The organism is Mucilaginibacter rubeus (assembly GCF_003286415.2).
In the GTDB taxonomy this organism is placed as follows: Bacteria; Bacteroidota; Bacteroidia; order Sphingobacteriales; family Sphingobacteriaceae; genus Mucilaginibacter; species Mucilaginibacter rubeus_A.
Window position 1 is genome coordinate 1048276 of the sequence record NZ_CP043450.1, and the last position, 25679, is coordinate 1073954.

A 25679-nucleotide genomic window follows, 5' to 3' on the forward strand; every position below is an offset into this window, starting at 1 on the left:
TTACCTTTCGCCTTTAATTTTCGAGGCTTTTTTCATACTTTTGCGCATCCTTTCAAATAAAACAATATTACATTGGAGCACCAGGAATTAACCACCGTTGAAACCGCTAAAGATCTGGGCCTTTTACCCGAAGAATTTGCACGTATAAATGAAATATTAGGGCGTGTGCCCAACTTTACCGAGCTTTCTATTTTTTCGGTAATGTGGAGCGAGCACTGCTCATACAAAAATTCAATTACATGGCTTAAAACTTTGCCAAAGGATAGTCCGCGGATGCTGGCTAAAGCAGGTGAAGAAAATGCCGGTCTTGTTGACCTTGGCGATGGCATTGGCTGCGCCTTCAAAATCGAATCGCACAATCACCCTTCGGCACTTGAACCATATCAGGGGGCTGCCACAGGTGTGGGCGGTATTAACCGCGATATATTTACCATGGGCGCAAGGCCTATCGCGCAGCTTAACTCCCTGCGTTTTGGCGACCTAAGCCTCGACAAAACCAAATGGTTAGTTAAAGGTGTGGTTAAAGGCATCAGCCACTATGGTAACGCTTTCGGGATCCCAACTGTTGGCGGCGAATTATTTTTTGACGATTGCTATAATGTTAACCCGCTGGTTAACGCTATGTCGGCCGGTATTGTTAAGGCCGGCGAAACCGTTTCTGCTACATCATATGGTGTGGGCAACCCGGTTTATATAGTTGGTTCGGCTACAGGTAAAGATGGTATCCACGGTGCCGCTTTTGCTTCTAAAGATATTACCGAAGATTCGGTGAACGACCTTCCTGCCGTACAGGTAGGCGACCCTTTCCAGGAAAAACTTTTACTGGAAGCTACCCTTGAGGTTATTAAAACCGGCGCCGTTGTTGGTATGCAGGATATGGGCGCTGCCGGTATCATCTGTTCAAACTCAGAAATGAGCGCCAAAGGTGAGCACGGTATGCGTATCGACCTGGATAAAGTGCCAACCCGCCAGGACAATATGAAACCTTACGAGATCCTGCTTTCTGAATCACAGGAGCGTATGCTGATCGTGGTTCATAAAGGTCGCGAAAAAGAGGTTGAAGATATTTTTGATAAATGGGACTTAAACTGCGCCATTATTGGTGAAGTTACCGATACCCAGCGTTTAGAGTACTTTATGCACGGCGAAAAGGTTGCCGACGTACCTGCCGATGACCTGGTGTTAGGTGGTGGTGCCCCGGTTTACCAACGCGAATACCGCGAGCCTGCTTACTTTGCCGAAAACCAGAAATTTAACATCGACGATGTTGCCGAGCCTGCAAACCTCGTTGAGGTTGCCGAGCATTTGGTTGGTCACCCTAATATCGCTTCAAAACGTTGGGTAACCGACCAGTACGATAGCATGGTAGGTGTGCAAACTATGACTGCCAATCGCTCATGTGATGCTGCCGTTGTTGCCGTTAAAGACACCGACAAAGCCATTGTATTAACTACCGACTGTAACTCGCGCTACGTATATGCTGACCCTTACAAAGGTACTGCCATTGCTGTTGCCGAAGCTGCACGTAACATTACCTGCGCCGGTGGCGAGCCTGTGGCCATTACCAATTGCTTAAACTTTGGTAACCCTTACATTCCTGAAGTTTACTGGCAGTTTGTAAGCGCTATTAAAGGTATGGGCGATGCTTGCCGTAAGTTTGAAACTCCTGTTACCGGTGGTAACGTAAGTTTCTATAACCAGTCTGCAGATGGTGGCTCGGTATTCCCTACGCCAACTATTGGTATGCTGGGTGTAATGGACAACGTTGATAATATTATGACTGCCGACTTTAAACAACCGGGCGACATGATCTATCTGATTGGCGAATCGGTTAATGATATCGCGTCATCACAATACCTTGCTTCATGGCATAAAATAACCAAAGCGCCTGCTCCGCATTTCGATATCGATAAAGAATACGATATGCAGCAAACTGTTAAGGAACTGATCAAACACAAAGTAGTTGAATCGGCTCATGACGTTGCTGATGGTGGTTTATACATCGCGTTGTTAGAGTCATCAATGCCTAACGGTCTTGGTTTCGAGATCGCTTCTGACGATAGTATCCGTAAAGATGCTTTCTTATTCGGCGAAGCACAAGGCAGGGTAGTAGTGAGTGTTGCCCCTGAAGAGCAGGAGCGTTTTGTTGAGGTAATGGCTACCAGCGAGGTTGAATTTACCCTGTTGGGTACCGTAACCAATGGCGCTTTAACTGTTGATGAAGAAGCCTTTGGTCATGTTACCGATCTGAAAATGGTTCACGCAAACATTCTTCACGGTATTTTAGGCGAATAATGTTAAAACTTAACCGGGTACATCATATAGCTATCATCTGTTCGGATTACGCAAAATCTAAACAGTTTTATACCGAAGTACTCGGCTTAAAAATAGTTCGCGAGGTTTATCGTGAACAACGACAATCATACAAGCTTGATCTGGAAGTGGGCAACCTCTACCAGATCGAGCTTTTCTCTTTTCCCGATCCGCCTGCACGTCCGTCGCGTCCCGAAGCGGCAGGTCTGCGTCATTTAGCTTTCGAAGTTGATGATTTGGATGAGGCCGTAGCACATATTTCATCTTTTGGTGTAGATGTGGAGCCTATTCGTGTAGATGAGTTCACCGGGAAGCGTTTCACTTTTTTTGCAGATCCGGACGGTTTGCCGTTGGAATTGTATGAGATTTAATTTCGCCCCCCTCACGGACAAGTCTGCTTCGTTTTAAATAGCTTTTATAGGTATTAACAATCATTGGCCCGCTCAATTGCCGCGGGGTGGCTTTGTTCTTTTGTCTTGATACAAAAGAACCAAAAAATCAAGTCAGCAGATAGGCTTCTTTGCCGCACCGGCCAACCCACATGCCTTTGCTTGGCCTTTGCCCTGCAAACTGAGTAGAACCACGGGCTGCAATTATTTTGCCCCGCTTCGCCCACACGTTTCCGGCCCTCTGCAAAAACTTGCTATGCCCCTGCAGCCGCACAGCCCACTATTGTTCTACCCGCTTTCACCCTAAGCTTAACTGCTGACGAAGAGGGGAAAGAGGTAAGACTGTAAGAGTCAGGAAACAAGATGACAAGAGTCAGGAAACAAGATTGTGAGAATCAAGACAGCAAGAGTCGGAAGTAAAATAGTTGAATAGAGAAGAAAGCAACTTAAAACCATGTCATTGCGAGGCACGAAGCAATCGCACGGAAGCATAGCCGCTCTGTATAGCTACGAGATTGCTTCGTGCCTCACAATGACATGTTATTAAAAAAGGAAAAGCGCGTCGGCCTGACAGAAAAGCGGGCCAGGGAGTATGGCCTGTGGGGAGAAGCTTTTTTCTGTCTTGGGTTTTTGGTTACTTTTGGGCCAAGCCAAAAGTAACAGCCATCCCGCGGCGAATGAGCGTGCCGATGCTTGTTATTTAGTAGAATTATATTTATATCCTTATCAACGGGAAGTTTTTAATCCTAAACAATAACTTCGCCCTCATGTTTCGTTTTAAACAATTCAGCGTTGACCAAACCGGCTGTGCCATGAAAATAAATACCGATGGAGTATTACTTGGTGCCATGGCCGGCGAAAGCCAGCCGTTAAGTGTACTTGATATTGGTAGCGGAACAGGCGTAATAGCCCTGATGCTGGCTCAGCGCTTCACAGATGCCGTTATTGATGCAGTTGAGATTGATGAGCAGGCTGCAACGACAGCAAAAGGTAATTTCAGCAAATCGCCTTTTGACAGCAGGCTAACACTTTACGCAAACGGGTTTGAGCAATTTTTTAAAGATTATCCCGAAAAGAGATATGACCTAATTATATCAAATCCCCCGTTTTATATCAAATCCCTGCAATCACCGGGAATTAAAACAAATTTGGCCAAGCATGCTGCAGATGGCTTTTTTGAAAAGCTGATATCGATAGTAGCAATGCACCTCGCCGAGCAGGGAACCAGCTGGTTGATATTACCCGTGGATACCGCTGATTTGGTTAAGAACCTGGCGGTGCATCACAAGCTGCATCTGCAAAAAATAATTACTGTACACTCCTTTAAAGATGATGCCGCACATCGGGAAATACTTGCTTTCGGGAAAAACGATGTGCATGTGATAACTAATAAGTTTGTTATTTACGATGAACCAAAAGTATACACGGAAACATACCAGGAGGTGCTGAAAGATTTCCTGACGATATTTTAATCTCCGGCATAGTTCTCACCTCTTACAGCTATCTTTAACCCCATGACCCGAATAGGCCTTATTTCCGATACCCACAGTTACCTCGACGATGCCGTTTTTAAACACTTTGAAAATTGCGACGAGATCTGGCACGCGGGTGATTTCGGTACCATCGAACTGGCAGATAAACTGGCAGCCTTTAAGCCCTTAAGAGGTGTTTACGGTAATATTGATGATAAGGATGTAAGAATAGTTTATCCCGAGCATTTGCGCTTTAAATGCGAAGAAGTGGAGGTATGGATGACCCACATTGGTGGCTACCCCGGTAGATACAGCCAGAATATCAAAGCCGAAATTTATAGCAATCCGCCAAAACTGTTTATCACCGGGCATTCGCATATCTTAAAAGTGATGTTCGATAAAAAGATCAATTGCCTGCACATGAACCCCGGTGCGGCCGGCAAGCAAGGCTGGCATAAAGTACGTACCCTGTTAAGGTTTAATATCGATGGTGATAAAATCCAGGACCTGCAGATTATAGAACTTGCAGGATAGAAAAAATACAAAAAATGTCATTTCGATAGAGCCGGATGGATTTGAGTACTGGGGCGAAAGAGAAATCTTATACGCTTTGTAATGCAACAATGAATGGCTTAAAGCAGGGCGTATAGGATTTCTCCTCACAGCTACCGCGCATTTCTCATTCTGTTCGTCGATGACATTAGGGCTATGTAAGTAAATTTGTGATTAGATTACATCATTCCAGCCCTGGCATTCTCAGCCTCAAAAACAGAGTCGATAAGCAGGGGAGGACGTTTACCTGCTGCTACTGCCAGTTGATCACAGCGCTCATTTTCCGGGTGACCGTTATGGCCGCGCACCCAGGTAAATTTAATTTTATGAATTTTGCTTATCTCTAAATAGCGCATCCACAGGTCTTTGTTTTTTTTACCCACAAAGCCTTTTGCTACCCAGCCGTTAACCCAGCGTTTTTCGATAGCATCAATCACATATTTAGAGTCGGAAAAGATCATGACATCCTGGTTGGGGGCTTTCAACGCCTCCAGTCCTTTGATAACTGCCAACAGTTCCATTCGGTTGTTGGTAGTTTTACGAAACCCTTCAGATAGCTCTTTGTAATGCTGTCCCGAACGCAATATCACACCATAACCACCCGGTCCCGGATTACCACTTGAAGCCCCGTCTGTAAAAATTTCGATCATGACGCAAATATAGTAAAGCCCCCTAACCCCCTAAAGGGGGAACAATAAATAGTTTTGTTAAGCAAACAGGAAGAGAACTCCCCCTTTAGGGGGCCGGGGGGCCAACTTTTTTAATCTTCAACCTCAACGAGTTCCCGATCACTACCACATCCGAAAATGCCATGGTAAGCGCGCCAACCATAGGGTTAAGGAAGCCCATGGCAGCTACAGGGATGGCTATAATATTATAGGCAAATGCCCAAAAAAGATTTTGTTTGATGGTAAGCAGTGTATGCCTGCTGATCTGTAAAAACTTAATCACCGAATGCAGATCGGTGTTCAACAATACCACACTGGCCGATTGGATAGCAACCTGGCTGGCATCGTTCATGGATACACCAACATCAGCATGGGTTAGGGCAGGGGCATCATTAATGCCGTCGCCTATCATTATGGTTTTGCCTTTTTGCTTGTAAATATCAATTGCTTTAAGCTTTTCTTCAGGAAGCCTCTCGCCATGTACTTCTTTGATACCTAATTGATTGGCCACTTTAAGGCATCGGTCTTTTTTATCACCGCTTAATAATACCGGGATAATGCCCATTTGTTTAAGCTGGGTTATGAGCTCTGGAGCTTCAGGTTTTATTTGGTCATCAACAGCAATTTGTGCCATCAGTACCTGGTTTTTATAAAGCGACAGGTTAAAGTGCCCATCATTACTGGCTTTTGCCGTACCTAAAAAGTAATGATTCCCTTCTACATCCTCAGCGCGCATGCCCAGCCCTTTTTCTTCTTTAACCGTTTTTAAAATGAGTTTTTGCTGTGGTAGCCCTTTTAAGCCGTTTACAAGTGATTTGGCTATCGGGTGATTGGAGCGCTCCTCAATGGCCACAATCATGCCCCTGATGTGCTTGATATCGGCACCATCCGTAATATTGATTTCATTAACTGTGAACTTCCCGGTTGTGAGGGTGCCTGTTTTGTCAAATACCACATATTTGGTGTTGGTAACCGCTTCAATAGTATCACCGCCTTTAACAAGGATGCCATTTTTGGCCGCCCTGCCTAAACCAACCATAACAGCTGTGGGTGTAGCCAGGCCCATAGCACACGGACAGGAAATAACCAGCACGGCAATGGCGTTCATTATGGCATGCTGCAGACCGGCCCCGCCAACGAAGTAAGTAAGTATAAGAGTAACAAGCGCTATCAGTATAACTGCGGGTACAAATATGGCCGCAACTTTATCTCCCAATTTTTGAACAGGTGGTTTAGCCGCCTGGGCTTTTTTCATCAGGTCGATGATTTGGGCCAGGATGGTATTTGATCCAACACTAGTGGCCAACATATGGAAGTTGCCATTAACCAGAATGGTGCCACCAATAACCTTATCATATTTTTGTTTTTCAACCGGGATGCTTTCGCCGGTAAGCATAGCTTCATCAACAGAACCCTGACCAGAAAGCAGCTCGCCATCAACAGGGATTTTATCGCCCTGGTTAACCAGTAGTGTATCCCCGGGGCGTACTTCTTTAGCATTGATTACCTCAACGCTGCCGTTTATGATTCGGTTAGCATTTACTTGCTGAAACTTAATCAGATCTTTTACCGCCGAAGTAGTCTGACTTACCGAACGTTTTTCAAATACATTGCCAAGTAACACCAGTGTTATAATGGTTGCACAGGTTTCATAAAACTGGTATTGTGGCCCCAGGTTACGTACTGTGCCGATAAGGCTATAAATAAATGCCGATGTTGAACCTACAAAAATGAGTACATCCATATTAGGAATGCCTCCTTTAAGGGAGCTGATAGCACTTTTGCCAAAATGTAAGCATCCTACAATAAATACGGGTAGGCACAATAATAACTGAATGATGGGCTGATGCAGAAAATGCCAGGGCAATATCATGTGCAGCAAAAGTGGAGTGGTAAAGATGGCGCAGAAAATAAATTTGTTTTCAACCCGCTCATAAAACGGCACCGAATGGGTGCTGAGATCATCGACGACTTTAAATCCTAAATTTTCTATCCCTTTTTTTATTTCAGGCAGCTTTGCCTCATCGCTGGTGGAAAATTTCACCTCTTCGCCGGCAAAATCGACAAGGATATTGTGTAAGCCCTTTTTTTCGAGGAATTTATGAACAGACATCGCGCAATTATTACAATGCATGCCGGTTACATTTAGTTCTATCAATTGCTCAGCCATAGTTACAAAAATACTTATTAAGCATAATCATTCTAAATTAAACGGGTAAGCTTAATGTAATTTTAAAAAAGAGTTTGCAATTTACCGGGAGATTTCTATTTTTGCACACTCGAAAAACAAAACGGTAGGCATAGCTCAGTTGGTTAGAGCACCAGATTGTGGTTCTGGGGGTCGTGGGTTCGAGCCCCATTGCTTACCCGCTTTTCTTAAGGCTCATTTACATACGTAAATGGGCCTTTTTTTATGCCCGGAGGGTAGCTTTTACAATATAAAGAATTGTCATACGGTAGCAATTAGAGTATATTATAACATAACGCGGGCAAAGAAACTGGTAAATTGATCAAATATTCTTTTATATTTGTTTGTATGTCAAAAGGCTTGAAGCTATTTTTCGGAATACTAACTGTGTTTATCCTTTCAGGATTAACAGTCAAGTCTTATGCCGCTTCCGCGCCAACCACTCACTCATTTACCCTGAAAGCGGCAGCACTAAAATATGCCGGGCAATCAGCACAGGAGCTTTGTGGTGAGATATTACACACCGGGTTTAATTTTCAGCAGCAGCTGAATTATTCGCCGGATTTACATGCAGAGGCTGCTACAATACAGCAGGCCAATGTCCAATATCCGGTACTTGCCAGTGCGCCCCAAATTTCATCTATATATAAGATTCTGTATCACAGGTTTCTCCTGTATCCTTTTCACGCCTTCTGGTAGTCGTTGATATTTTCTGTGTGCATTAACGTTTATATTTTTGTGATAAACGATAATGCCGTTCAATCTTAATTTATTACCGCATTAACCTGGCGTTATGAAAAGAAATTTGAAAAGAAAATTTCATGCACAAGTAGCGGTCATGCTGAAAAGAGAACTTCGGGAGGAAGCTGAAGTTTATTTCCAGGATATGATCATTAAAGTCAAGATGCCCTTAGCTGCAATTGAGTCCAGGCTGGGCGCGATCCTGCTGCAGATACAACGATTGGTAGAAAAATATTTTCCCGAAAGACAGGAGGATATTGCTTTGCTGATCAGAGATGGCGGCAGCCGCTATGAAAACGTTTTTAAGATCTGGAAGCCGGCGGCTTAAGATTATTAAAAAAAACTAATTTTTTACTATAAAAAAATATCGATGAATAAACAACATTTAACGGCAGGAACGCTGCTGCGTTACACCGGAAAACCATTTGAAGGACTTGATCCGCAATCGCCCCAGGCCGAATTTCTTGGTTATGACAGCAATGGCTGGACGGGGATCTGGATTAACTACAAAGGACAGATTCGTTTCATTTCTCTATCCGATGTTGAAGTTGATAACGCGATAATTTAATATAATGATCCAAGACCATTTGCTTGTTGTGCTTGCTTTGTTGTTCACCACATCCATGCTGGCCTTGCTTAGTAACAAACTAAACGTGTCGTACCCGATACTGTTAGTTCTGGCGGGATTGGTGATCAGTTTTATACCGGGCGTTCCCGTTGTAAAGATGGATCCCAATATCATATTTGCGGTGTTCCTGCCGCCGTTGTTGTATTCGGCTGCATGGAACACCTCCTGGGCCGAGTTCTGGCGGCTACGCCGCCCGATTGGGTTGCTGGCTTTCGGCTTGGTGATCTTTACGGCTACGGCTATCGCTTTTTTTGCGCATTGGCTTATTCCTGATTGCTCGCTGGCGCTCGGCTTTTTACTGGGTGGTATAATTTCACCACCCGATGCTGTTGCGGCGGCCTCCGTATTTAAGGACCTGAAAGTACCCAGCCGGATCGTTGCCATATTGGAAGGGGAGAGCCTGGTTAATGATGCATCAAGTCTTATCGTTTTCCGCTTTGCGCTTGTAGCGATCTTTACCGGGCAATTTACTTTTTGGCAGGCAACGGGTAGTTTCTTTTCTGTGGTTATCATGGGCGTATTGATTGGCCTGGCGATAGCGCATGTGGTTTATGCTATCCACCGGTTTTTGCCAACCACACCAAGCATTGATACGGCGCTGACGCTTATTGCTCCGTATCTCATGTACCTTTTGGCAGAGCATTTTCATTTTTCGGGCGTACTGGCGGTTGTTAGCGGAGGTCTGTTTTTATCCTTCCGTTCATCTGATATTTTTTCTTATGACTCACGCCTGCAAACAATTACGGTATGGAATGTGGCTATCTTTTTATTAAATGGTGTGGTATTCATCATGATTGGCTTGCAATTGCCGGGTATAATTCACGGAATTGAACATTACTCTTTGTCCGATTGTATTGTTTTCGCGGTCGCGATTAGTGTGCTGTCGATAATTGTTAGGCTGATCTGGGTTTTTCCTTCGGCTTATTTACCGCGACTGTTTAGCCGCCGGATTGTAGAGAAGGAAGGGCCGCTTAGCTGGAAACCGGTGTTTGTGATTGGATGGAGCGGGATGCGGGGAGTAGTTTCGCTTGCATCGGCGCTTGCCATTCCGCTGACCCTCGCAGATGGGACTGCTTTCCCGCACCGTAACCTGATCCTGTTTATTACGTTCGCTGTTATACTATTTACGCTTGTGCTTCAGGGATTAAGCCTGCCGCTGTTACTACGAGTGTTAAAACTGGAAGTTATAGAAAACGATGCCAGCCAGGAGCAACAGATCAGGCACCGCTTAGCCACAGCAGTTATCGCTTATCTTGATGACAATTGCAGCCATGAGATTGAGGCTAAACCGCTATTTCGAAGGGTGAAAGAAAAATACGAGCGCATGGCCGAGATAGCCGAAAAGCAGTTGAATGGCGAAGAACAAACACCTGCTTTTATTCATGATTACCGGCAAATGCTACTGGAAATTATTGAGGTTAGGCGTGGCGAGTTAAAAAAGATGCACCGGAACAAGGAGTTTGCTGATCACCTGATCCGGGCAAGAGAGCGAGAATTGGATCTTGAAGAGGCGAGAACACGGAAAAATTAATTTTTAAGATGTTTTACAGATTATTTAAACTGCTTACGGTAACCGGTTTGCTATTCTTTGCTTTTACAGCAAAGGCTGGCAGTGGTGTGGTGAAAACTCACGTACCCGGGCATATTGTAAAACAACACTTCCATCTCCACCTTGAAAACCTTGCAGAGGAAACCTCGCTGGCTTCTATTTTAATTAACGAGGCGCCGCTAACGTGTTTTATTTCTCATCCGGCTTTTGTTACAGATCAACTTGCCAATCTGTTTAGTATTCCTGAGGCCGCACGTTCCTGCAACATAATTTTGCGCAATTGTCAAATGCCTCGCAGGATTCTGCTGCTGCTCTTTCCCTTCCATGTTTTTTGGTGATATCACTAAGTTTTCCGCTATAATCAATGAAGCGTACGGCTTCTTTTAAACTTATTTAGAAAATTTTAGTATGACTCATATTTTAGAAAACTCCCTGATTGCAGGTGGGTTGGTGACGCTTTTTAGCGTACCGTTTTATATTATTGCCAAACGCTCAAAACAGAAGCAGCAGAAATTGTTGGAAGATAGATTACTGCGCAAAGCGGCCGACCTCAGCCTTGAGCTTACCAGGTATGAAACCCTTAGCAATAAGATCATAGGCTGGGCCAAGCCAAGTAAAATATTGTTATTGACCCATGTTTCACAATCTGAAGTTGAAGTATATAACCTGACGAAAGCCGTGCGGACTTATGTGCTGAAGACTATGAACGGCACTTCGGTACGCTCAATTTCATTGCAGATAGCCGATGCGCAAAACAGGGTGCTCGATACTCTTCCCTTTTATCAGCAATTTCAGGACAATGAAATGAAACTGAAACAATTTGAAAAACAGGCGAAGGATTGGGAAACATTGCTCAATTCTTATTTGGGGCGATAAAGAAAGCCTTCCCGGATAAGGGAAGGCTTTTTTATTATAAGTATGAGTTCGTGATTTTTGGACATTCATTAAGAACGGTATTTACTTAAATTAAAACCTGCAATAGTTACTTATGGCATTCGGCAAAAACCTGTCAGTAATTTAGCAGAGAATATAATAGACCAACTTTGGGTTTTATTCTACATGCCAGATTCAACATGCCAGATTTGATCAAATTGGCGGTGATAGGATGATTTAAATTTTTATTTCGGTTAGGTGTAACAAATTCATTTGGGGTGTAGTCCTATGTTTATAGTACTATGTATTGCATGGTATTATGGATTGTAATTTGCTTTGGAGCGGTTCCAAAATTTATGTCAAACATTTTACCTATCACATCAACATGAAACTAAAATTGTTACTCGCTATCTTATTTTCAATCATTATGATTCCGGCACTCGGGCAAAAAGGGCAGACTTTATTTGCGGTAAGCGGAATTGCAACCGATTCGATATCGAAACAACCCATCGGTTATGTAACCGTAAACCTGCGCAATAATTTAAAACAATTGGTGCGCACGGCTGTGACCAAAACTGACGGGACATTCAGGTTTGAAAAGCTGCCATCTGGAAAATATTCCCTTTCAATGGTTAGTGTCGGTTTTAGCACAAAAACACTGCCTGTTGACTTAGCAGAAAACGCGAAGCCTTCCTTAAACTTGGGCAGTATCGCTATCGGTGAGCAAACTACGCAGCTTAAAACGGTAGCTATAACCGCCGACAAGCCTATCATTAAACAGGAGATTGATAAACTCACGTACGACTTAAAATCCGACCCCGACAGCAAAAGCAGTAGTGTTCTGGAGATGATGCGCAAAGTGCCTTTGTTAAGCGTAGATGGCGACGATAATATCCTTTTGAAGGGGAATAGCGGTTACCGCATATTTGTTAATGGTAAACCATCAAGTATGATGGAGCGCGATCCAAAAAATATCCTCAAAAGTATGCCTGCTTCAACCATTCAAAGTATTGAGGTAATTACCAATCCTTCGTCTAAGTATGATGCTGAAGGATTAGCGGGTATCATCAATATAGTGACTAATAAAAAAGTGAGCAACGGATACAATGGTACGCTAAACCTTAGCCAGGTGTTCCCGGTTGGTGGCCCCAGATTGGGCGGGTCATTTTCGTCTAAACAGGGTAAGCTGGAGGTATCGAGTTATTTTGGCGGTAATATTTCTAATTCGCCCGAAGTACGCAGTTCTATTGCCAGGCTTACCACCGGGAGTAATCCTACCAATCTTAGCCAAAATAATACTGCAGAGTGGGATGGTAAAAATGGCTATGCGGAAGTTGGGATCAGCTATGAAATAGATAGCCTTAACCTTATTTCGGGACAATTCAATGTTAATGGAAATAACCAGGACGGCATCAATACGCAAAATTCCGTTTTGAACCAAGCAGGCGATATGGTTCAGCAGTATGACCTGTATAATAACAATACCTCTGGAGGTAGGGGCTTTAATGTAGGTTTAAATTATCAATTGGGTTTTAAAAACAACAAGCAAAGGCTGCTCACATTTTCTTATCAGTATTATACATTTAACAACAGGCAGAACGCGGCGCTGACGGCATCAAACCGAGTGAATTATACCACGCCCGATTACCTGCAACACAATAAAGACGAATCTTCTGAACAGACTTTCCAGGTAGATTATGTACAACCTGTAAAGAAGTTAACTATCGAAATGGGGCTAAAAGCAATCATGCGTGATAATAAGAGCGATTATCAATACCTCGGATATGACGAAGCAGCGGGTGATTTTGAAACAGACTCATCGAGAAGTAATAAATTCGATAATAAGCAGAATGTACTGGGTGCATACAACACTTATAGCTACACTTTGCAAAACTGGAGTTTTAAGGCCGGTGCAAGGGTAGAGGAGACACTGATCGATGCTGATTTTATTTCTACTTCATCGCAGCTGAACAAAAACTTTTTTGATATAGTGCCTTCAGTAAGTATAAATAAACGGTTTAAAAGTGCCGGTACGATTAATCTCGGGTTTTCACAAAGGATACAGCGCCCGGGTATATATCAGCTAAACCCCTTTGTAGACCGCTCGAATCCAAACTTCGAATCGTCGGGAAACCCTAATCTTAGGCCGGCGGTTTCCAATAGTATCCAGTTGAGTTACAGCAGAACGCAAAAGGCTTCATTGAACCTGATGCTGGGCTACAATTATTTTAATGACCTGATCATGCCTGTTGTGATTTTTGATCCGGCCACAAATATCACCCGCAACAGTTTTGATAATACCGGCAAGGCTCGTCTTTTTACCTTCAATGGCAATATTAATTACCCCATTACCAAAAAATGGAGCTCTTTGTTTAACGGACGAATTGCGCATGGTCGAGTGCAGGGTATAGTGAATGGCCAGTTGGTAAAAAACCAGGGATTTATGTATGGGGCATCGCTGAACAGTGGCTATAATTTTGAGCAGGGTTGGCATGTTAGCACCAACGTGTTTTTAAACGGCCCTAATCTTTCTATCCAAGGCACCTCAAACCCTTATGCCAGTGTATCGTTCACTGTTAATAAGGATTTAGTGAAGGATAAACTTTCGTTCGCGGCCACAGTAAATAATCCTTTCAGCAAATACAGAAATAACATCCGGAGTTCGTTCGGTCCTGATTTTACTCAGACAAATATTAACCACGCCTATTTCAGAGGCTTTACCGTCAGCCTGAATTACCGTTTCGGTAAGCTGAAAGAAGCTGTGAAGAAAAATAAACGCGGTATCAGCAATGACGATGTTCAGGGAGCGCCTTCTGGAAATTAAACGAATAACCTACCAGATACCAATCATTTACGTGATTTTAATTTGGATATAAATAAGAAAAGCCTTCATTTGAAGGCTTTTCTGTGATCCCGCTGGGACTCGAACCCAGGACCCCAACATTAAAAGTGTTATGCTCTACCGGCTGAGCTACGGAATCATTCTTTAAACTTCTCGCTATTGAAGCGAAGCTGTTAAAGGCAGCTTTTATTTTTAAAAAGAAAAGCCTTTTTTTGAAGGCTTTGTGATCCCGCTGGGACTCGAACCCAGGACCCCAACATTAAAAGTGTTATGCTCTACCGGCTGAGCTACGGAATCATTCTTTAAACTTCTTCGTTCCGATTATCGTTTCCGTTTAAAGTGGTGCAAATATAGGGTTCTTAATTATACCCTGCAAGCTATTTTTTAAATTAATGTAAAGCTTTTTTTAAGCTATTAATAACCAGTAAACTATAATTTCAGAATGCCTATTTTACCGCCGTTCCCTGCTAATAACACAAGTTTTCCGCGCTTGGCTTTGCGACAAACGTTAAAACTTGTGCCGTCAATCTGCTTCCAAGTCCTTCCGCCATCAACACTTATGTTGCTTCCAGGCGTTCCGGTTGATAGAAATATATCTGATTTTATGTGTTCAACAGATGATTGAAAACCTGCCGGGCCTGTTTGTGGCGATATGAAACTTGGAGTAGGGTGGGAAGTGTAGATAGTCGCTGCTGAATCTGTTTTCTTATCCTTAGCGTAATCACCTCCAACTATAATTCCATGATTTTGCCCTATTGACAATGAAAAGGCTCCTTCACTACTTTGACCATGAGTAATTGGTAGATTTGAATACTGCCATGAGTTGGCATTAGGTTTTAACGAAATAAGTCTTGCTCTTTTTCCTCCTGAAGCAATATATATCGTTCCTTTATCCGATACTCTAAGGCAAGTTCCGCTTGCTGCAAATGCTGCTTCGCCAGTTAAAGCATCCGGAGGATTATTAGCTTCACTCCATGTTTCGCCGCGGTCTTTGGTTTCCAATAATAAAAATTTGTTGTCGATGGGATCGCCTAAAATATAACCATGGAGCTTGTCTGCAAAATCCATGGCATCTAAAAAATAGGTTGTATCAGTTTTCTTGTATTTTTCCTGCCAGGTTTGCCCGCCGTCTATTGTTTTTAAAATGAAGGAAGGGGAACCTGCACTCATGATCACCGCTTCCTTGTCGTTAAAAGCTTCTATGTCCCGGAAGTCGGATTTTTCATAGCCTTTTATTTGCTGCCAGTTCCAGGTTTTACCGCCATCTTCGGTTTTAGCAATGTATCCTTTGCTGCCGCTTATCCACGCTGTTTTATCATCAACAACAGATAACCCACGAATACTTGTAGGTTTATCTTGCTGCAAAATGATAATTGTTTGTGCTTTTAAAGCAGAATTAAAGGATAGAAAACAAAATAAAATGCCAGAAATAAAAACGCGACTTAGCTTCATTTAGTTTGATATAAAGTGTTTTATGAAAACCTAAGTTATCTCTTAAAGGAGCGTTTAACAACATAATTTTGATTTTTTAATTTATTAAGTTGCAATTTGCCGGAAACGATTATATTTGCACGCTTGTTAATAAAACGATAAGCCCGGATGGCGAAATTGGTAAACGTTGCGGTCTCAGAAGCCGTTGAGAATTGTCTCTTGAGAGTTCGAGTCTCTCTTCGGGCACGCCTTTTTAAGTAATGAAAAATTGAAATGTGAGAATTGAAAGATTCTCACATTTTTTAAAAGCCCAGGTGGCGAAATTGGTAGACGCACCATCTTGAGGGGGTGGCATTCGTAAGGATGTACGAGTTCGAATCTCGTTCTGGGCACACCTAAAACGCAATATTTAAGATCTCTTTCCCTCTTTTAATCCCTGAACTTCCTGCTGGAGCACGTTCACTTGTCCTTCAAGCACCTTTAACCTGATCTCGTTGATCCTGCTTTGTGTTTCCTGCGATGAGCGGATATCTTTTATATCGCCCTTTAATTGAAAATAACCTGTCATAACGGATACGACAATACTTATGGTGCTCGCAATAGTTACGATCATGTTTTTTATGGTGATGCCTCTGATTTCTCTGTGTTCAAATGTTGTCATGGTGGGTGTTGGTTGTATACGAAGGCTGATTTTTGGGTTTTTGTAGGTTAATTGAGTTTGTTTTCTATTCCATATGATGATCACTGCTATTAATCCTGCTTTTATTACTTTTGGTAGATATTAAGGATAGACGTAAATGAGAAAAGCACTTATTACTTTAGCAATAGGCAAAAAATTTGAGCAATTATTTAACGAATATTGTAGGGCAAATTGGCAGCAGTACTGTGATTTGTTCGACTTTGAGCTAATTGTTATTACCAATGCTTTAGATAAATCCGAGCTTGCAAATACAAGGTCTCCATCATGGCAGAAGCTATTAATCCTTTCACAACCCTGGTCATTGGAATACGACCGAATAGTTTGGGTTGACAGTGATGTTGTCATTAATTGTGAATATGCATCTGATATAACGCAGGGTGTCCCCCTTGATAAAGTGGGCTGCGTGGATCAATATTCGATGCCTACTCCTGACATTTTCAAATTATCTCTCGAAAGGCTTTATAAATCGTGGGATAAAAACAATGTAAAGTATTTAAGCAATCTATCCGCAGGTTCCTACTATTCTAACCGTGGTATACCTGGCGATGATCTTAACCACGTAATTCAGGCTGGCATATTTGTATGTTCACCTAAATTTCATAAAGAGATTTTTGAAAAAGTTTATTATCAGTATGATGATAAGAGCGGTGGCGGTAACTATGAAAATCCGGCACTTTCATACGAGCTGTTACGAGCAAACTTAGTCTTTTGGTTGCCGTGCAGATTTAATTTCTGTGTCATTAATATTATTTCAGCATTTTATCCGCATATTCTTCACGAAAGAAAAAGTGTTTTTTTTGAATTTTACAGTAGGGTGATTCGAAAGCTTACCGGTAAACACGCGGAACAAAAAGCAAGCAAAGAAAAGATCGACTGCTTAAAAAATATTTACGATTTGTCAATATTTATGCACTTCGCTTCATGTTCTGAGTTAATGCCCAAAATGAAAGAGGCTTTGATTTTACCGTAATTGTAGCATTAAACTGTATTTTTTCTAAATTAATGCGCAAATAAATCGCTTCATGTTATTTCTCTACAAGCTATGATGATTTAGTCTTAAATTATTGCCGAAATCATACCCAGGACTTTCAAATGAAGTAACCGAGTATAAATTTAACGCTTATACTAAGGTCACCTGTTTCCATGCTTGCCAAGAGCCATAGCCTACGCGTACACGTTCATCCGTTGTCGTGTCATAAGATGACAATGTTTGCTTAATTAAACCAATACTTGTTTTATGAGTTATCAACATCCCATTTATAGGCCAACCATCACTGGCAGTAACAAAATCGGTACAGATTCCAATGGGAAACGCGGTAGGTAATTTAGTAATTGTTATTCCTCCGGGTGTACCATCATAAATTAGTGGGGGCGTTACGGCTTGTAATTGTACCCATTCCTGGTAAATGCCATTGTATCCGTTTCTTATATAAATTATAGTCGCTTGGTCGTACGGCATCAGATATTGCGAAATCATGCCAATGCTATTTTTGTGAGTCGTGAGAAGCCCTTTTATGGGGTATCCATCATCCGAAAGTACAAAGTCATAATTAACACCGATATTAAAATGAGAAAAAGCAGCCATGTTTGTAATACCAGTCTGTGTATTTTCGGTAAATGGCAGTTTTCTAAAATACTCGGGATACAAAACCTTAAAGATAGCGTCAGATATCCAAGCGTAGAATACATCTTTGGGATGGATTAAATTCAGTGTTGTGGCGTCGGTTGAATTAATATAATCCTGACCATTTTTGCTATCCTGCCACATCCCATAAATATCCATAAAACAGCATTGATACTTACGAGCTAGCACCCGCAAACCGCTGTTAACAGCTTCATTAAATATTTGTCCTTTATGGCCTGAAGTATCATCCGTGGTTGTATTTTGTGATTGTAAAATGATAGTCAGCTTATCTCGTGTAAAATTAGCATTTGCTCTAATTATCGAAAGTCCAGTATCTAAATTCTCAATGAATTGGTCTGCCGTGAGACTTATGGTATCATTCACCCCCCAACGGATTATATATACATCAGGGTTAAGTGCTAAATCGTTAGTCAAATAAGTACTAAGCCAATCCGTAGTTCCCTTACCTCCAACGGCATTATTTGTATACGTCACACCTCCCTGTATTTGATATCGCAATGTTAACATATGGAGGATATTTTCAATGCGAAAAGAAGCGTTAGATGTTCCATCACCGGTAGTAGTACTATCACCCGTCAATATTACTTTTGTTGCTGTTCCACTAATTAGCTTTTTGTGGAAGGATGATAAATACTCTTCTCCAAATATCCTTTGATATTTATCCGCATAGGAGTTAATTTGCTGTTTTTGGTTTGGAGTTTGTTTTAATATTCTTACGTCTCCTTCGATTTGACACCCATAATCATTAACCATATTTGTAACAAGAAAATCTCCGTTATCAAATACCCTTTTGTTTGCCTGCAATGCTGCATTGATAGCCACCGTATCATCCGTCACCCCATCGCCTACCGCTCCATAATCAACCCGAAAAGATTTTATTTGACCTGATGGTTCGTATGAACCGCTACCTCCTCCTCCCGATGGCGGATTAATCCAATGTAAATCGCCATCAGCATTGCTGTTTTTTGCTAATATCTGTCCGCTTGCACCTCCTGCCGGGATCTTGAATAAGCCGGTAATTTGAGCTTGAAGTTTACCAAGGGCTTGTAAAATTGTGTCAGTTGCTGTAATTGCAGTAGCAGTACTAAAACCTATGCCCGTTAATAGAGACGTCAATACTCGTGTCGCCGTAAAGTATCTATTGGTCGTACCTTCAGGCACCGTATCGGTAGTTCCTGGCGACGCAACAATTTGAATATATGTAGAACCACTCCAACGATACTCATTGTTGGTATCGGTGGTTATGTAGATTTTTCCGGCTTCACCGTTTGTCGGTAACGAGGCATAGTTGGTAACTTCCACCACATCATCAACATAGCTGGGAAGCTGGGCTGCCGCAATTTTCCCGCTGCCGTCTAAACCAGCGTAGCCGTTCGGCGTGTTTTTATTATCGGTTTCTTCAAATTGTACACCTGAAATTATCAGGGAGATCCCGGTTCCCCAGGCACCGGCGCTTTTGGGGCCAAATAAAAAGTAAGAAGACGTATTAATGTAAAAATCACCATCGGTGCCCAGGTTGTTGGATGGGTTGGCTGTGCCGTTTAATACGGTTTTGCCATTACTGCCGTTGGTACCATTTGTTCCGCTTGCACCCTGGGGGCCTTGCGGGCCGGTTTGCATGGAAAATACCTGGCTCCAGGCACCTGCGGACTTTTTATAAAATATACCGCTTACAGTGTTTATAAAAGTATCACCATTGCCGCCGGTTGCCGAATTTGGTGTCGTTGTGCCATATAGTACGGTGGTATCGGCGGTGCCTCCTGCGGATATTGTGTAAACAACCGTCCAAACACCTGCTATTTTTTGTGCAAAGGAGCCTGCGGTTGTGTTGATAAACACGTCTCCATTTTTGCCGCTAACGTTTTGAGGCAACACCGAGCCGAAGGTTAAGTTAGCTCCGGCATTTAATCCCGCATTAATAAATTGCAACAGAGCGGCAAAATCAAATTGATAGTCAGCATTATTGCTGATCAGGATTGATTTGTCGGAGGCATTTATAGTTTCCGCTACCGGAAGTTCGCTTATTTTTTTATCGTTTGCCATCAGTTTAAAAAATCGATTATTGGTAAGTTGTAATTGTTAATTGTGCCCGGATAATTGAAATCAGTTTTGTCGATACCACGGATCCGCGGACCGGATTGGCGACTACTTTTATTTTTTTCATTATAGTGCCAAAGCGGAAAGTTTTCCTGGTTATCTCTTAAAAACCTTTCAATGTCATTGGCGTAAGCATTGGCGATACTGCGTTGCTGTTGCACCAGTTTTGTTATCTCAGGCGATGAAAGCGCGCTACCATTATCGTGTTGTTTAATAACCGGTCCGGAAGCCGTGTAGTGTATGGCATCGTTTTCAATAAAGCGGGCGAAAGTAAAGTATACCAACGCAGGAGCAAGGCCCTCATACAAAACAATTCGACCATATTCGTCAAGATATTCGCATCCGTTTAGAAGATCCTTATATGATTGTGGTGCGTCTTCCTTTATAGTGCCGTCATCGTTGCAATAAGCCATTAGCTGGTAGTATAAAGCGTAGCCTAAAAATGGCTTTAGGTCGAGTTCCTGTGCTTTTTTAATGAATACTTTGAGGCGTTCGGGTTTAATATTTACGTTGATATCCTCGTATTGCTGAAATATGGTTTGATTGATTAAATAGATCATAGCATGCCCTCCCAACTCTCGTTATGCGAGTTGAAAATATTTTGTTCATAATGATGTTTATTGAAATGCCAGTTGGAATAATAGTCTTAAGTACGAAGTCTCAAGTCAGATTTTCTTTTTTTAATATTTAGAACTTACGGCTTAGAACTAAAGACTTATGACTTAATCACAGGCACATTGCTTCGGCTTCGGCTTGTTTGAAACCGTATGCGTATACCAGGGCGGCTATTTTACTTTCCCGGGGAAGGGTTGATTGCAAAAGCTCGTTGATTGCGTTTCCGGCTTTAATGCCTGGATTATCATCTGCTGCTATTGCAGTTACCGGTATAATGTTCCAGTTTTTACCAGGGTTGATGTCCTTGTAAAACCGACTAAAGATTTCGGCCAATGTTTCTGATAGCTCAAGCCTGTCCGCTGCGGTATTATCATTGAATTCTAAAATGGCTTGCTTCTTTTCGCTGCCGTTGCTTAACCCTGATGATTTCTCGGCATTGATCAATTCTTTGGGAACCGAAAAACCCTTAATAATGCGTGCTTCGACAGATCGTTCGGTTGTTTCAAAAAGCTTATCGTTATTTTGAATAGGATAGGCTTTAAACTCGGGCTTCGAACTTTCATCTTCGTACTCAATAACAATGATTTTTTGCGCGCTTTTGGCTCCCTGAAATGCGCCAAGGTCTTTTTCAAGTTGCGTAGGTATATTGATACCGGTGTACGTATCGGCATCGGGCCTGGTATTTTCAGCTTCCTCACGGCGCGACTGCATAAAAAGCATGGTTGATGGCAGGAAGCCGGTTGTTACTTCCCGGTTATTGAAGATTTTGATCCCGGCTTCGGTTTCAAAATCTTCCCATACCGAGTCTGCCTCAATCAGCGGGTAATCGTCAACTTCCGGGTTAAAGTAAAACAACTGCCCTTTGTAGTGTTCCCATCCGCCTGCCTTACACACCTGTTCGCTGATCACTTCCGGTTCGGGATTATACTTGTCTAAAAAGGTGACCTTGCTGCGCATGATGTTTTTCCAGGTCTTGCGGCCCCAATCGGAATATAGAGCAAATTTATCAGCAGTTTCCGCGTTATCGGTATCGCCCATTCGGATGTCTTCAAACTTTACATAGCTTACCGATGTGATCCTGAAGTCGGCATTGTAATTTATATGAATGCCGAAGCCTGTAAACAACGCTTTATCGGTTGCCAACGCTTTTAATAGTTTTGCAATAGTTAATCCCTTTGCGTTGATAATCTGTTTACCTAAATCTTTTTCTTCAAGCCCATTACCCGCTATAAATTTTGTTCGTTTGTTCCAGCAATCTTTTGCCGTTGGCGATCCTGCTACCAACTCAAGCATCCGTTGAGGATAGGCGTTGTCCAGGTCATAGTTAAGAATACCGTAGGTTTGATTCGGTCTTACCAGTATTCGCCTTTCAATTTGCGGAAGATAAGTTTTCATTCTGTACCTCCTTTATCTGAAGCTTTGGTGGATTTGGAGATAGTTTTAATAACTCCCCCTTTAGGAGGCTGGGTGGAAAACAGCTTTGCAATATGTGGGTATCGTTGCAAATACCATTCTGCTTCTTCATCGCTCAAGTTATCGTTACAATGCACAGCTGCCGAGCCGGGAGCGAACTGATGGAGCCCGGGTTTTAGCTTGTATTTTTTTGTTATTGTGTCATTAGTCATTAGGTCATTAGCTTTAGGTTTAAAAAAAGAGCTTTTAATGGTCATTAGCCATTATTAAAATGACTAATGACCTCATGACACAATGAATTATGCCGTAACAACCAGCGCTTCAATAGCCGCTATGGTGCTTGCATAGGTAGCTGTGCCCGATGTAGGCGCAATGGAAACCGCGCGTGGAGGGTAAGGCTCTTTCATCTTGTCAGGGTTGGTAAGTTTTAATTTGTAACCACCATCCAATGATTCGTCGGCAGCGTTGCGTTCGGCATCGGTCAGGATCAATCCGTTTACAGCACCAAAAAGTTCAATTGCGGAATCGCTGGATTTATAGTTGTTAACTGCTATGGCGCGTACACGACCATATCCCATGGCCATAAGCTGAGCCTTAACCTCAACAGACAGGCCCGCGATATTGAAATCTATCTCTTCGGTATAGCGGGGGCCAACCTGCGTTTTTGCCAGTTTTGATGTAGTATTGAAGCTATTATTAGTGCCTTCAAATTTATAAACCTTAGCATTGCTCACAGCCGTTAAGCCTTTAACAATAAGCGGATTGGTTGTGTCATAAGTAAGCACGATATCATCGGCATTAAATATGTAGATCACATCCTCAATACCCGAGGTAATAGGCTCATCTGTGCCGAGGCTGAACCCGGCGTTTATTTTATTATAAATTGACATGTTGTTTTGGATTGATTAAGTTAAATGGTTGATTAAGTTGATTGGGTTGCCTTCATAAGTAAATAACTACTCACTTAATCAACCCAATCAACAATTCACTATGCCGACAGGTAAAACAGTTCGTTGGCAAATTTGAAGTTTACCGCGGCTTTCATGCGGGCTTTCATACGTACCACGTTATCATTGGTGTATGGTTTCAGGTAAACGGTCGATAATTCGGAAGCATCGCCTAACAGATCCACACCAAGAAACAGGTTTGATGATCTTGCGCCTAAAATGGTATTAGCCTGCCAGTGGTTCATGATCTGGAGCGGAATACCCAGGTAATCCATCTTTTTCATATCGGTGAAAGCATTGATAACGTTGAGCGCTTTGTTAGCCTGGGCTTGTGCATAGGCATAGCCCACATGTAGCGGGATTTGCAAGTTAAAATCCTCCTGGATTCTGTCGGCTGGATCAAGCTGGGCATAAACACTACCGAGTACCTGCAATACATTACTTACGTTAATGTAATTTACTGTAGCTGCAGTAGCAGTGCCCGTAAAAGTTGCCGGTTTTCGGCTGTTAACTTCGTTGTAGTTACGCACAAGTTTAAATGACGTAGCGCTTGCGATCTGAATAAAATATGACTGCCCCTGAATAGTGATGCCTGGTGCTCCGTTTGTTGTATCCTTACTGGTACCGGTTAGGCTGGTAATGGTAACAACGTCGCCATCGGCAAGGGTAGAGGTATCGGCCACGGTCACGATGCCGTTCGCGTCAATTGCTGTTGCTGCTAATGAAGTGGCCGGTTTGCTTAAGCCTACTTTGTAAACGCCGGAGGCAGCAGCGATTGAAGGTAATAGACCAGGGAAATCGGCGGTAAAGGCTGCTTCTTTGGTAGCACTTTTGCCAAGCCAGTACAGGCGTTCATTGGCGATCTGGATTTTGGTTAAATAGCGCTGCACCATAAAGTCCGACAGATCAACCACGCCCTCATAATCCATAAATGCTCCCGGTTTCAGGGCCTGGGCTTCCCAGCTTTGGGCAAGTTTGTCCCATTGTTCCTGTTTCATGAATTCATAAACTACCGGATCAAGATAGCTTTCGGTTTGGTGCGCAGTTGTACCCTGATCGGTGAATATGCCTGATGGGTTTTGCAATACAACGTCATCATCAACATCAAGGATCACCTTGCGGGCTTTTACGTCGTTAATTACTGTGAGCAGCCCACGTTTAACCGAATCAGCTTCGAGCAATGTGCTTGCCATAAATCCTGCCAGCGCTTCGCCGGCATAGGTGTTGTTTGTAAATGTAAATTGAGCCATAAAGTTTAGCCCCCCGGCCCCCTAAAGGGAGAGCTTTTGATGTTTTAAACGTATAGGGATAGTAGAAAAGGGTTAATAAATTTTGATAAGGTTTAGGCTGGTGAAGAAGATAATTAAGACGCTATTGCTTTTTTAACAGCGTTTTTAGCTATCTCAGTTTGTGGAGCAAAGAACGGGGCTGGTTCAGCATGGGCTTTGTTGCTTCGTTTTGAGCCCTCGGGTGTAAAGGTTGATTTGATTTCGTTTTTTACCTCGGTACGTGTTTTTTGCAGACGGTTATTTGCTTCTTCAAGTGCGGTACGTGCCTCGGTTAGTAAGGCGTTCTGCGCATGCAAGCGGGCCTTTAGCTGTTGTATGCGGTTTTGTACCTCGGTAGGTTTAGCCGATTTTAATTTGCTTTCGGGTAAATCATCGTCTTCATCTTCCGCTTCGGGAGCTTTTTCAGGTTCCACCTGTGTTATAGCATTGATCTTGCCGTGTTTTATATCCAGTTGCTTACCATCGGCACAAGTATAAATATCACTTATAGCAGGAGTGGTCATGTCCTCGTCCTGGTAAACTTCGGCACCTTCTTCAATCTGTCCTGTGTGATGTAGTGTACCTTTGTCGGTAATGGTTTGTTTGTTTACCACTTTTTTAAAGAAGTTCATGATCTTGTCTAATACCGAAGTGGTCTTCTCGATAAGTTCTTTGTTTTCGATGTTCATGCTGTTATTATTTATGTTTAAGATTTTGTTAATGCATCGCTGATAAATGGCAGGTGCTGTGCTGGTATAATTTTTTATGAGGGCACTGTTGGTTATCTCTGTGCCATAATCTTCTATTTGATCGATAAAGCCCAGTTCAAGGGCCTGATCAGCGGTCATCCAGGTTACAGAGTTGATCAAACTGTTTACGGTAACTCCGTCCAAACCAGATTTGTCCATATAAATTTGCGCCAGCCGCTCCTGAACTACATTTAGCATCTGCACATCTTTTAAAAGCTCATCGGCATTGCCACCTGTGCCAACCATAGGTTTGTGGATCATAAGCAGCGCATATTTGCTCATTACTATTTGCCCACCACCCATTGCAACAACTGAAGCTGCCGATGCAGCCAAAGCATCAATATAAGTAGTGACCTTGCCTGGATATTTTTTTAGCAGATCATAAATGGCGATGGCATCGAATGCGCTGCCGCCTACCGAGCTGATGTGAACTTCAACATCAGTTCCAGCTGCTGCTTCAAGTTGGGTTTGGATGTAGGCCGATGATAAATTACCCGAACCAATGCAGTCGGTTTCGGTATCGTATAAATAAATTTTATAGCTCATATTGGTGTTGTTTTTGTCCGAAAGTCGGAAAGACGGAAAGTCCGAAAGAAGAA

General features: G+C 42.6%; 23 protein-coding genes and 5 tRNA genes. 15 read left to right on the plus strand and 13 right to left on the minus strand.

Going from position 1 to position 25679, the window contains the following annotated elements:
* The first annotated feature begins 72 nt into the window (after positions 1–72).
* The 4 genes from purL to DEO27_RS04230 all read left to right on the plus strand — a co-directional run bounded on the left by purL (position 73) and on the right by DEO27_RS04230 (position 4708).
* Positions 73–2295 carry a phosphoribosylformylglycinamidine synthase subunit PurL gene (gene purL / locus DEO27_RS04215; RefSeq protein ID WP_112575175.1) on the plus strand — a complete coding sequence of 741 codons (2223 nt, stop codon included), beginning with the start codon at positions 73–75 and terminating at the stop codon, positions 2293–2295.
* Positions 2295–2684: a VOC family protein gene (locus DEO27_RS04220; protein ID WP_112575177.1), complete on the plus strand. Its 390-nt coding sequence runs from the start codon at positions 2295–2297 to the stop codon at positions 2682–2684. The genes purL and DEO27_RS04220 overlap by 1 nt, the downstream gene beginning before the upstream one ends.
* Before the next feature lie 785 nt (positions 2685–3469).
* Complete coding sequence (locus DEO27_RS04225) at positions 3470–4174, plus strand: tRNA1(Val) (adenine(37)-N6)-methyltransferase (RefSeq protein ID WP_112575178.1); 705 nt, start codon at positions 3470–3472, stop codon at positions 4172–4174.
* 42 nt (positions 4175–4216) lie between these two features.
* Positions 4217–4708, plus strand: a complete 492-nt coding sequence (locus tag DEO27_RS04230) for a metallophosphoesterase family protein (protein ID WP_112575180.1) — start codon at positions 4217–4219, stop codon at positions 4706–4708.
* A gap of 197 nt (positions 4709–4905) precedes the next feature.
* On the opposite strand, the gene rnhA is transcribed toward DEO27_RS04230, so the two are convergent.
* The gene (gene rnhA / locus DEO27_RS04235; protein WP_112575182.1) at positions 4906–5376 is read right to left on the minus strand and encodes a ribonuclease HI; all 471 of its coding nucleotides are present in this window, start codon (positions 5374–5376) and stop codon (positions 4906–4908) included.
* Between the two features lie 85 nt (positions 5377–5461).
* Positions 5462–7507 (minus strand): heavy metal translocating P-type ATPase, encoded by a 2046-nt coding sequence (locus DEO27_RS04240; protein ID WP_262714159.1) that lies wholly within the window; start codon positions 7505–7507, stop codon positions 5462–5464.
* Positions 7508–7688: 181 nt separating this feature from the next.
* Between DEO27_RS04240 and DEO27_RS04245 the strand changes: the two genes are divergently transcribed.
* The 8 genes from DEO27_RS04245 (at position 7689) to DEO27_RS04280 (ending at position 14197) form a co-directional block, all read left to right on the plus strand.
* Positions 7689–7762 (plus strand) — tRNA-His (locus tag DEO27_RS04245).
* Between the two features lie 168 nt (positions 7763–7930).
* Positions 7931–8281: a hypothetical protein gene (locus DEO27_RS04250; RefSeq protein ID WP_112575186.1), complete on the plus strand. Its 351-nt coding sequence runs from the start codon at positions 7931–7933 to the stop codon at positions 8279–8281.
* Positions 8282–8375: 94 nt separating this feature from the next.
* The gene (locus DEO27_RS04255) at positions 8376–8651 is read left to right on the plus strand and encodes a hypothetical protein (protein ID WP_112575188.1); all 276 of its coding nucleotides are present in this window, start codon (positions 8376–8378) and stop codon (positions 8649–8651) included.
* A gap of 42 nt (positions 8652–8693) precedes the next feature.
* A complete protein-coding gene (locus DEO27_RS04260; RefSeq protein WP_112575190.1) occupies positions 8694–8891 on the plus strand; it encodes a hypothetical protein in 198 nt (65 codons plus the stop codon).
* Between the two features lie 4 nt (positions 8892–8895).
* Entirely contained in the window at positions 8896–10482 is a 1587-nt protein-coding gene (locus DEO27_RS04265) for a Na+/H+ antiporter (RefSeq protein ID WP_112575192.1), read from the plus strand.
* 8 nt (positions 10483–10490) lie between these two features.
* Entirely contained in the window at positions 10491–10838 is a 348-nt protein-coding gene (locus DEO27_RS04270) for a hypothetical protein (RefSeq protein ID WP_112575194.1), read from the plus strand.
* A 70-nt stretch (positions 10839–10908) separates the two neighbouring features.
* On the plus strand, positions 10909–11376 hold the full coding sequence (locus tag DEO27_RS04275) for a hypothetical protein (RefSeq protein ID WP_112575196.1): 468 nt from the start codon (positions 10909–10911) through the stop codon (positions 11374–11376).
* A gap of 382 nt (positions 11377–11758) precedes the next feature.
* On the plus strand, positions 11759–14197 hold the full coding sequence (locus DEO27_RS04280) for an outer membrane beta-barrel family protein (protein ID WP_112575261.1): 2439 nt from the start codon (positions 11759–11761) through the stop codon (positions 14195–14197).
* A gap of 84 nt (positions 14198–14281) precedes the next feature.
* Here the strand turns inward: DEO27_RS04280 and DEO27_RS04285 are convergent.
* From DEO27_RS04285 to DEO27_RS04295, 3 genes are all read right to left on the minus strand, one after another.
* Positions 14282–14354, minus strand: a tRNA-Lys gene (locus DEO27_RS04285).
* An 85-nt stretch (positions 14355–14439) separates the two neighbouring features.
* Positions 14440–14512 (minus strand) — tRNA-Lys (locus tag DEO27_RS04290).
* Positions 14513–14644: 132 nt separating this feature from the next.
* Positions 14645–15667 (minus strand): WD40/YVTN/BNR-like repeat-containing protein, encoded by a 1023-nt coding sequence (locus DEO27_RS04295; RefSeq protein WP_112575197.1) that lies wholly within the window; start codon positions 15665–15667, stop codon positions 14645–14647.
* Between the two features lie 141 nt (positions 15668–15808).
* On the opposite strand from DEO27_RS04295, the gene DEO27_RS04300 reads away from it, so the two are divergent.
* Both DEO27_RS04300 and DEO27_RS04305 read left to right on the plus strand, forming a co-directional pair.
* A tRNA-Leu gene (locus DEO27_RS04300) sits at positions 15809–15892 on the plus strand.
* A gap of 62 nt (positions 15893–15954) precedes the next feature.
* Positions 15955–16038, plus strand: a tRNA-Leu gene (locus DEO27_RS04305).
* A gap of 17 nt (positions 16039–16055) precedes the next feature.
* On the opposite strand, the gene DEO27_RS04310 is transcribed toward DEO27_RS04305, so the two are convergent.
* Positions 16056–16307, minus strand: coding sequence for a hypothetical protein (locus tag DEO27_RS04310; protein WP_146750125.1), 252 nt, complete (start codon positions 16305–16307; stop codon positions 16056–16058).
* A 136-nt stretch (positions 16308–16443) separates the two neighbouring features.
* Between DEO27_RS04310 and DEO27_RS04315 the strand changes: the two genes are divergently transcribed.
* Positions 16444–17316: a hypothetical protein gene (locus DEO27_RS04315; protein WP_112575199.1), complete on the plus strand. Its 873-nt coding sequence runs from the start codon at positions 16444–16446 to the stop codon at positions 17314–17316.
* Between the two features lie 150 nt (positions 17317–17466).
* Here DEO27_RS04315 and DEO27_RS04320 read toward each other — a convergent pair whose 3' ends face one another.
* The 7 genes from DEO27_RS04320 to DEO27_RS04350 all read right to left on the minus strand — a co-directional run bounded on the left by DEO27_RS04320 (position 17467) and on the right by DEO27_RS04350 (position 25626).
* Positions 17467–20034: a GDSL-type esterase/lipase family protein gene (locus tag DEO27_RS04320; RefSeq protein WP_112575201.1), complete on the minus strand. Its 2568-nt coding sequence runs from the start codon at positions 20032–20034 to the stop codon at positions 17467–17469.
* A complete protein-coding gene (locus tag DEO27_RS04325; protein WP_112575203.1) occupies positions 20034–20648 on the minus strand; it encodes a hypothetical protein in 615 nt (204 codons plus the stop codon). Before DEO27_RS04325 ends, DEO27_RS04320 begins: the two co-directional genes overlap by 1 nt.
* Positions 20649–20814: 166 nt before the next feature.
* Positions 20815–22098, minus strand: coding sequence for a hypothetical protein (locus tag DEO27_RS04330; RefSeq protein WP_112575205.1), 1284 nt, complete (start codon positions 22096–22098; stop codon positions 20815–20817).
* Positions 22095–22328, minus strand: coding sequence for a hypothetical protein (locus DEO27_RS04335; protein ID WP_146750126.1), 234 nt, complete (start codon positions 22326–22328; stop codon positions 22095–22097). The genes DEO27_RS04330 and DEO27_RS04335 overlap by 4 nt, the downstream gene beginning before the upstream one ends.
* Positions 22329–22415: 87 nt before the next feature.
* A complete protein-coding gene (locus DEO27_RS04340; protein ID WP_112575209.1) occupies positions 22416–23006 on the minus strand; it encodes a hypothetical protein in 591 nt (196 codons plus the stop codon).
* Positions 23007–23104: 98 nt separating this feature from the next.
* Complete coding sequence (locus DEO27_RS04345; protein WP_112575211.1) at positions 23105–24313, minus strand: hypothetical protein; 1209 nt, start codon at positions 24311–24313, stop codon at positions 23105–23107.
* 113 nt (positions 24314–24426) lie between these two features.
* On the minus strand, positions 24427–25626 hold the full coding sequence (locus DEO27_RS04350; RefSeq protein ID WP_112575213.1) for a head maturation protease, ClpP-related: 1200 nt from the start codon (positions 25624–25626) through the stop codon (positions 24427–24429).
* Positions 25627–25679 lie beyond the last annotated feature (53 nt).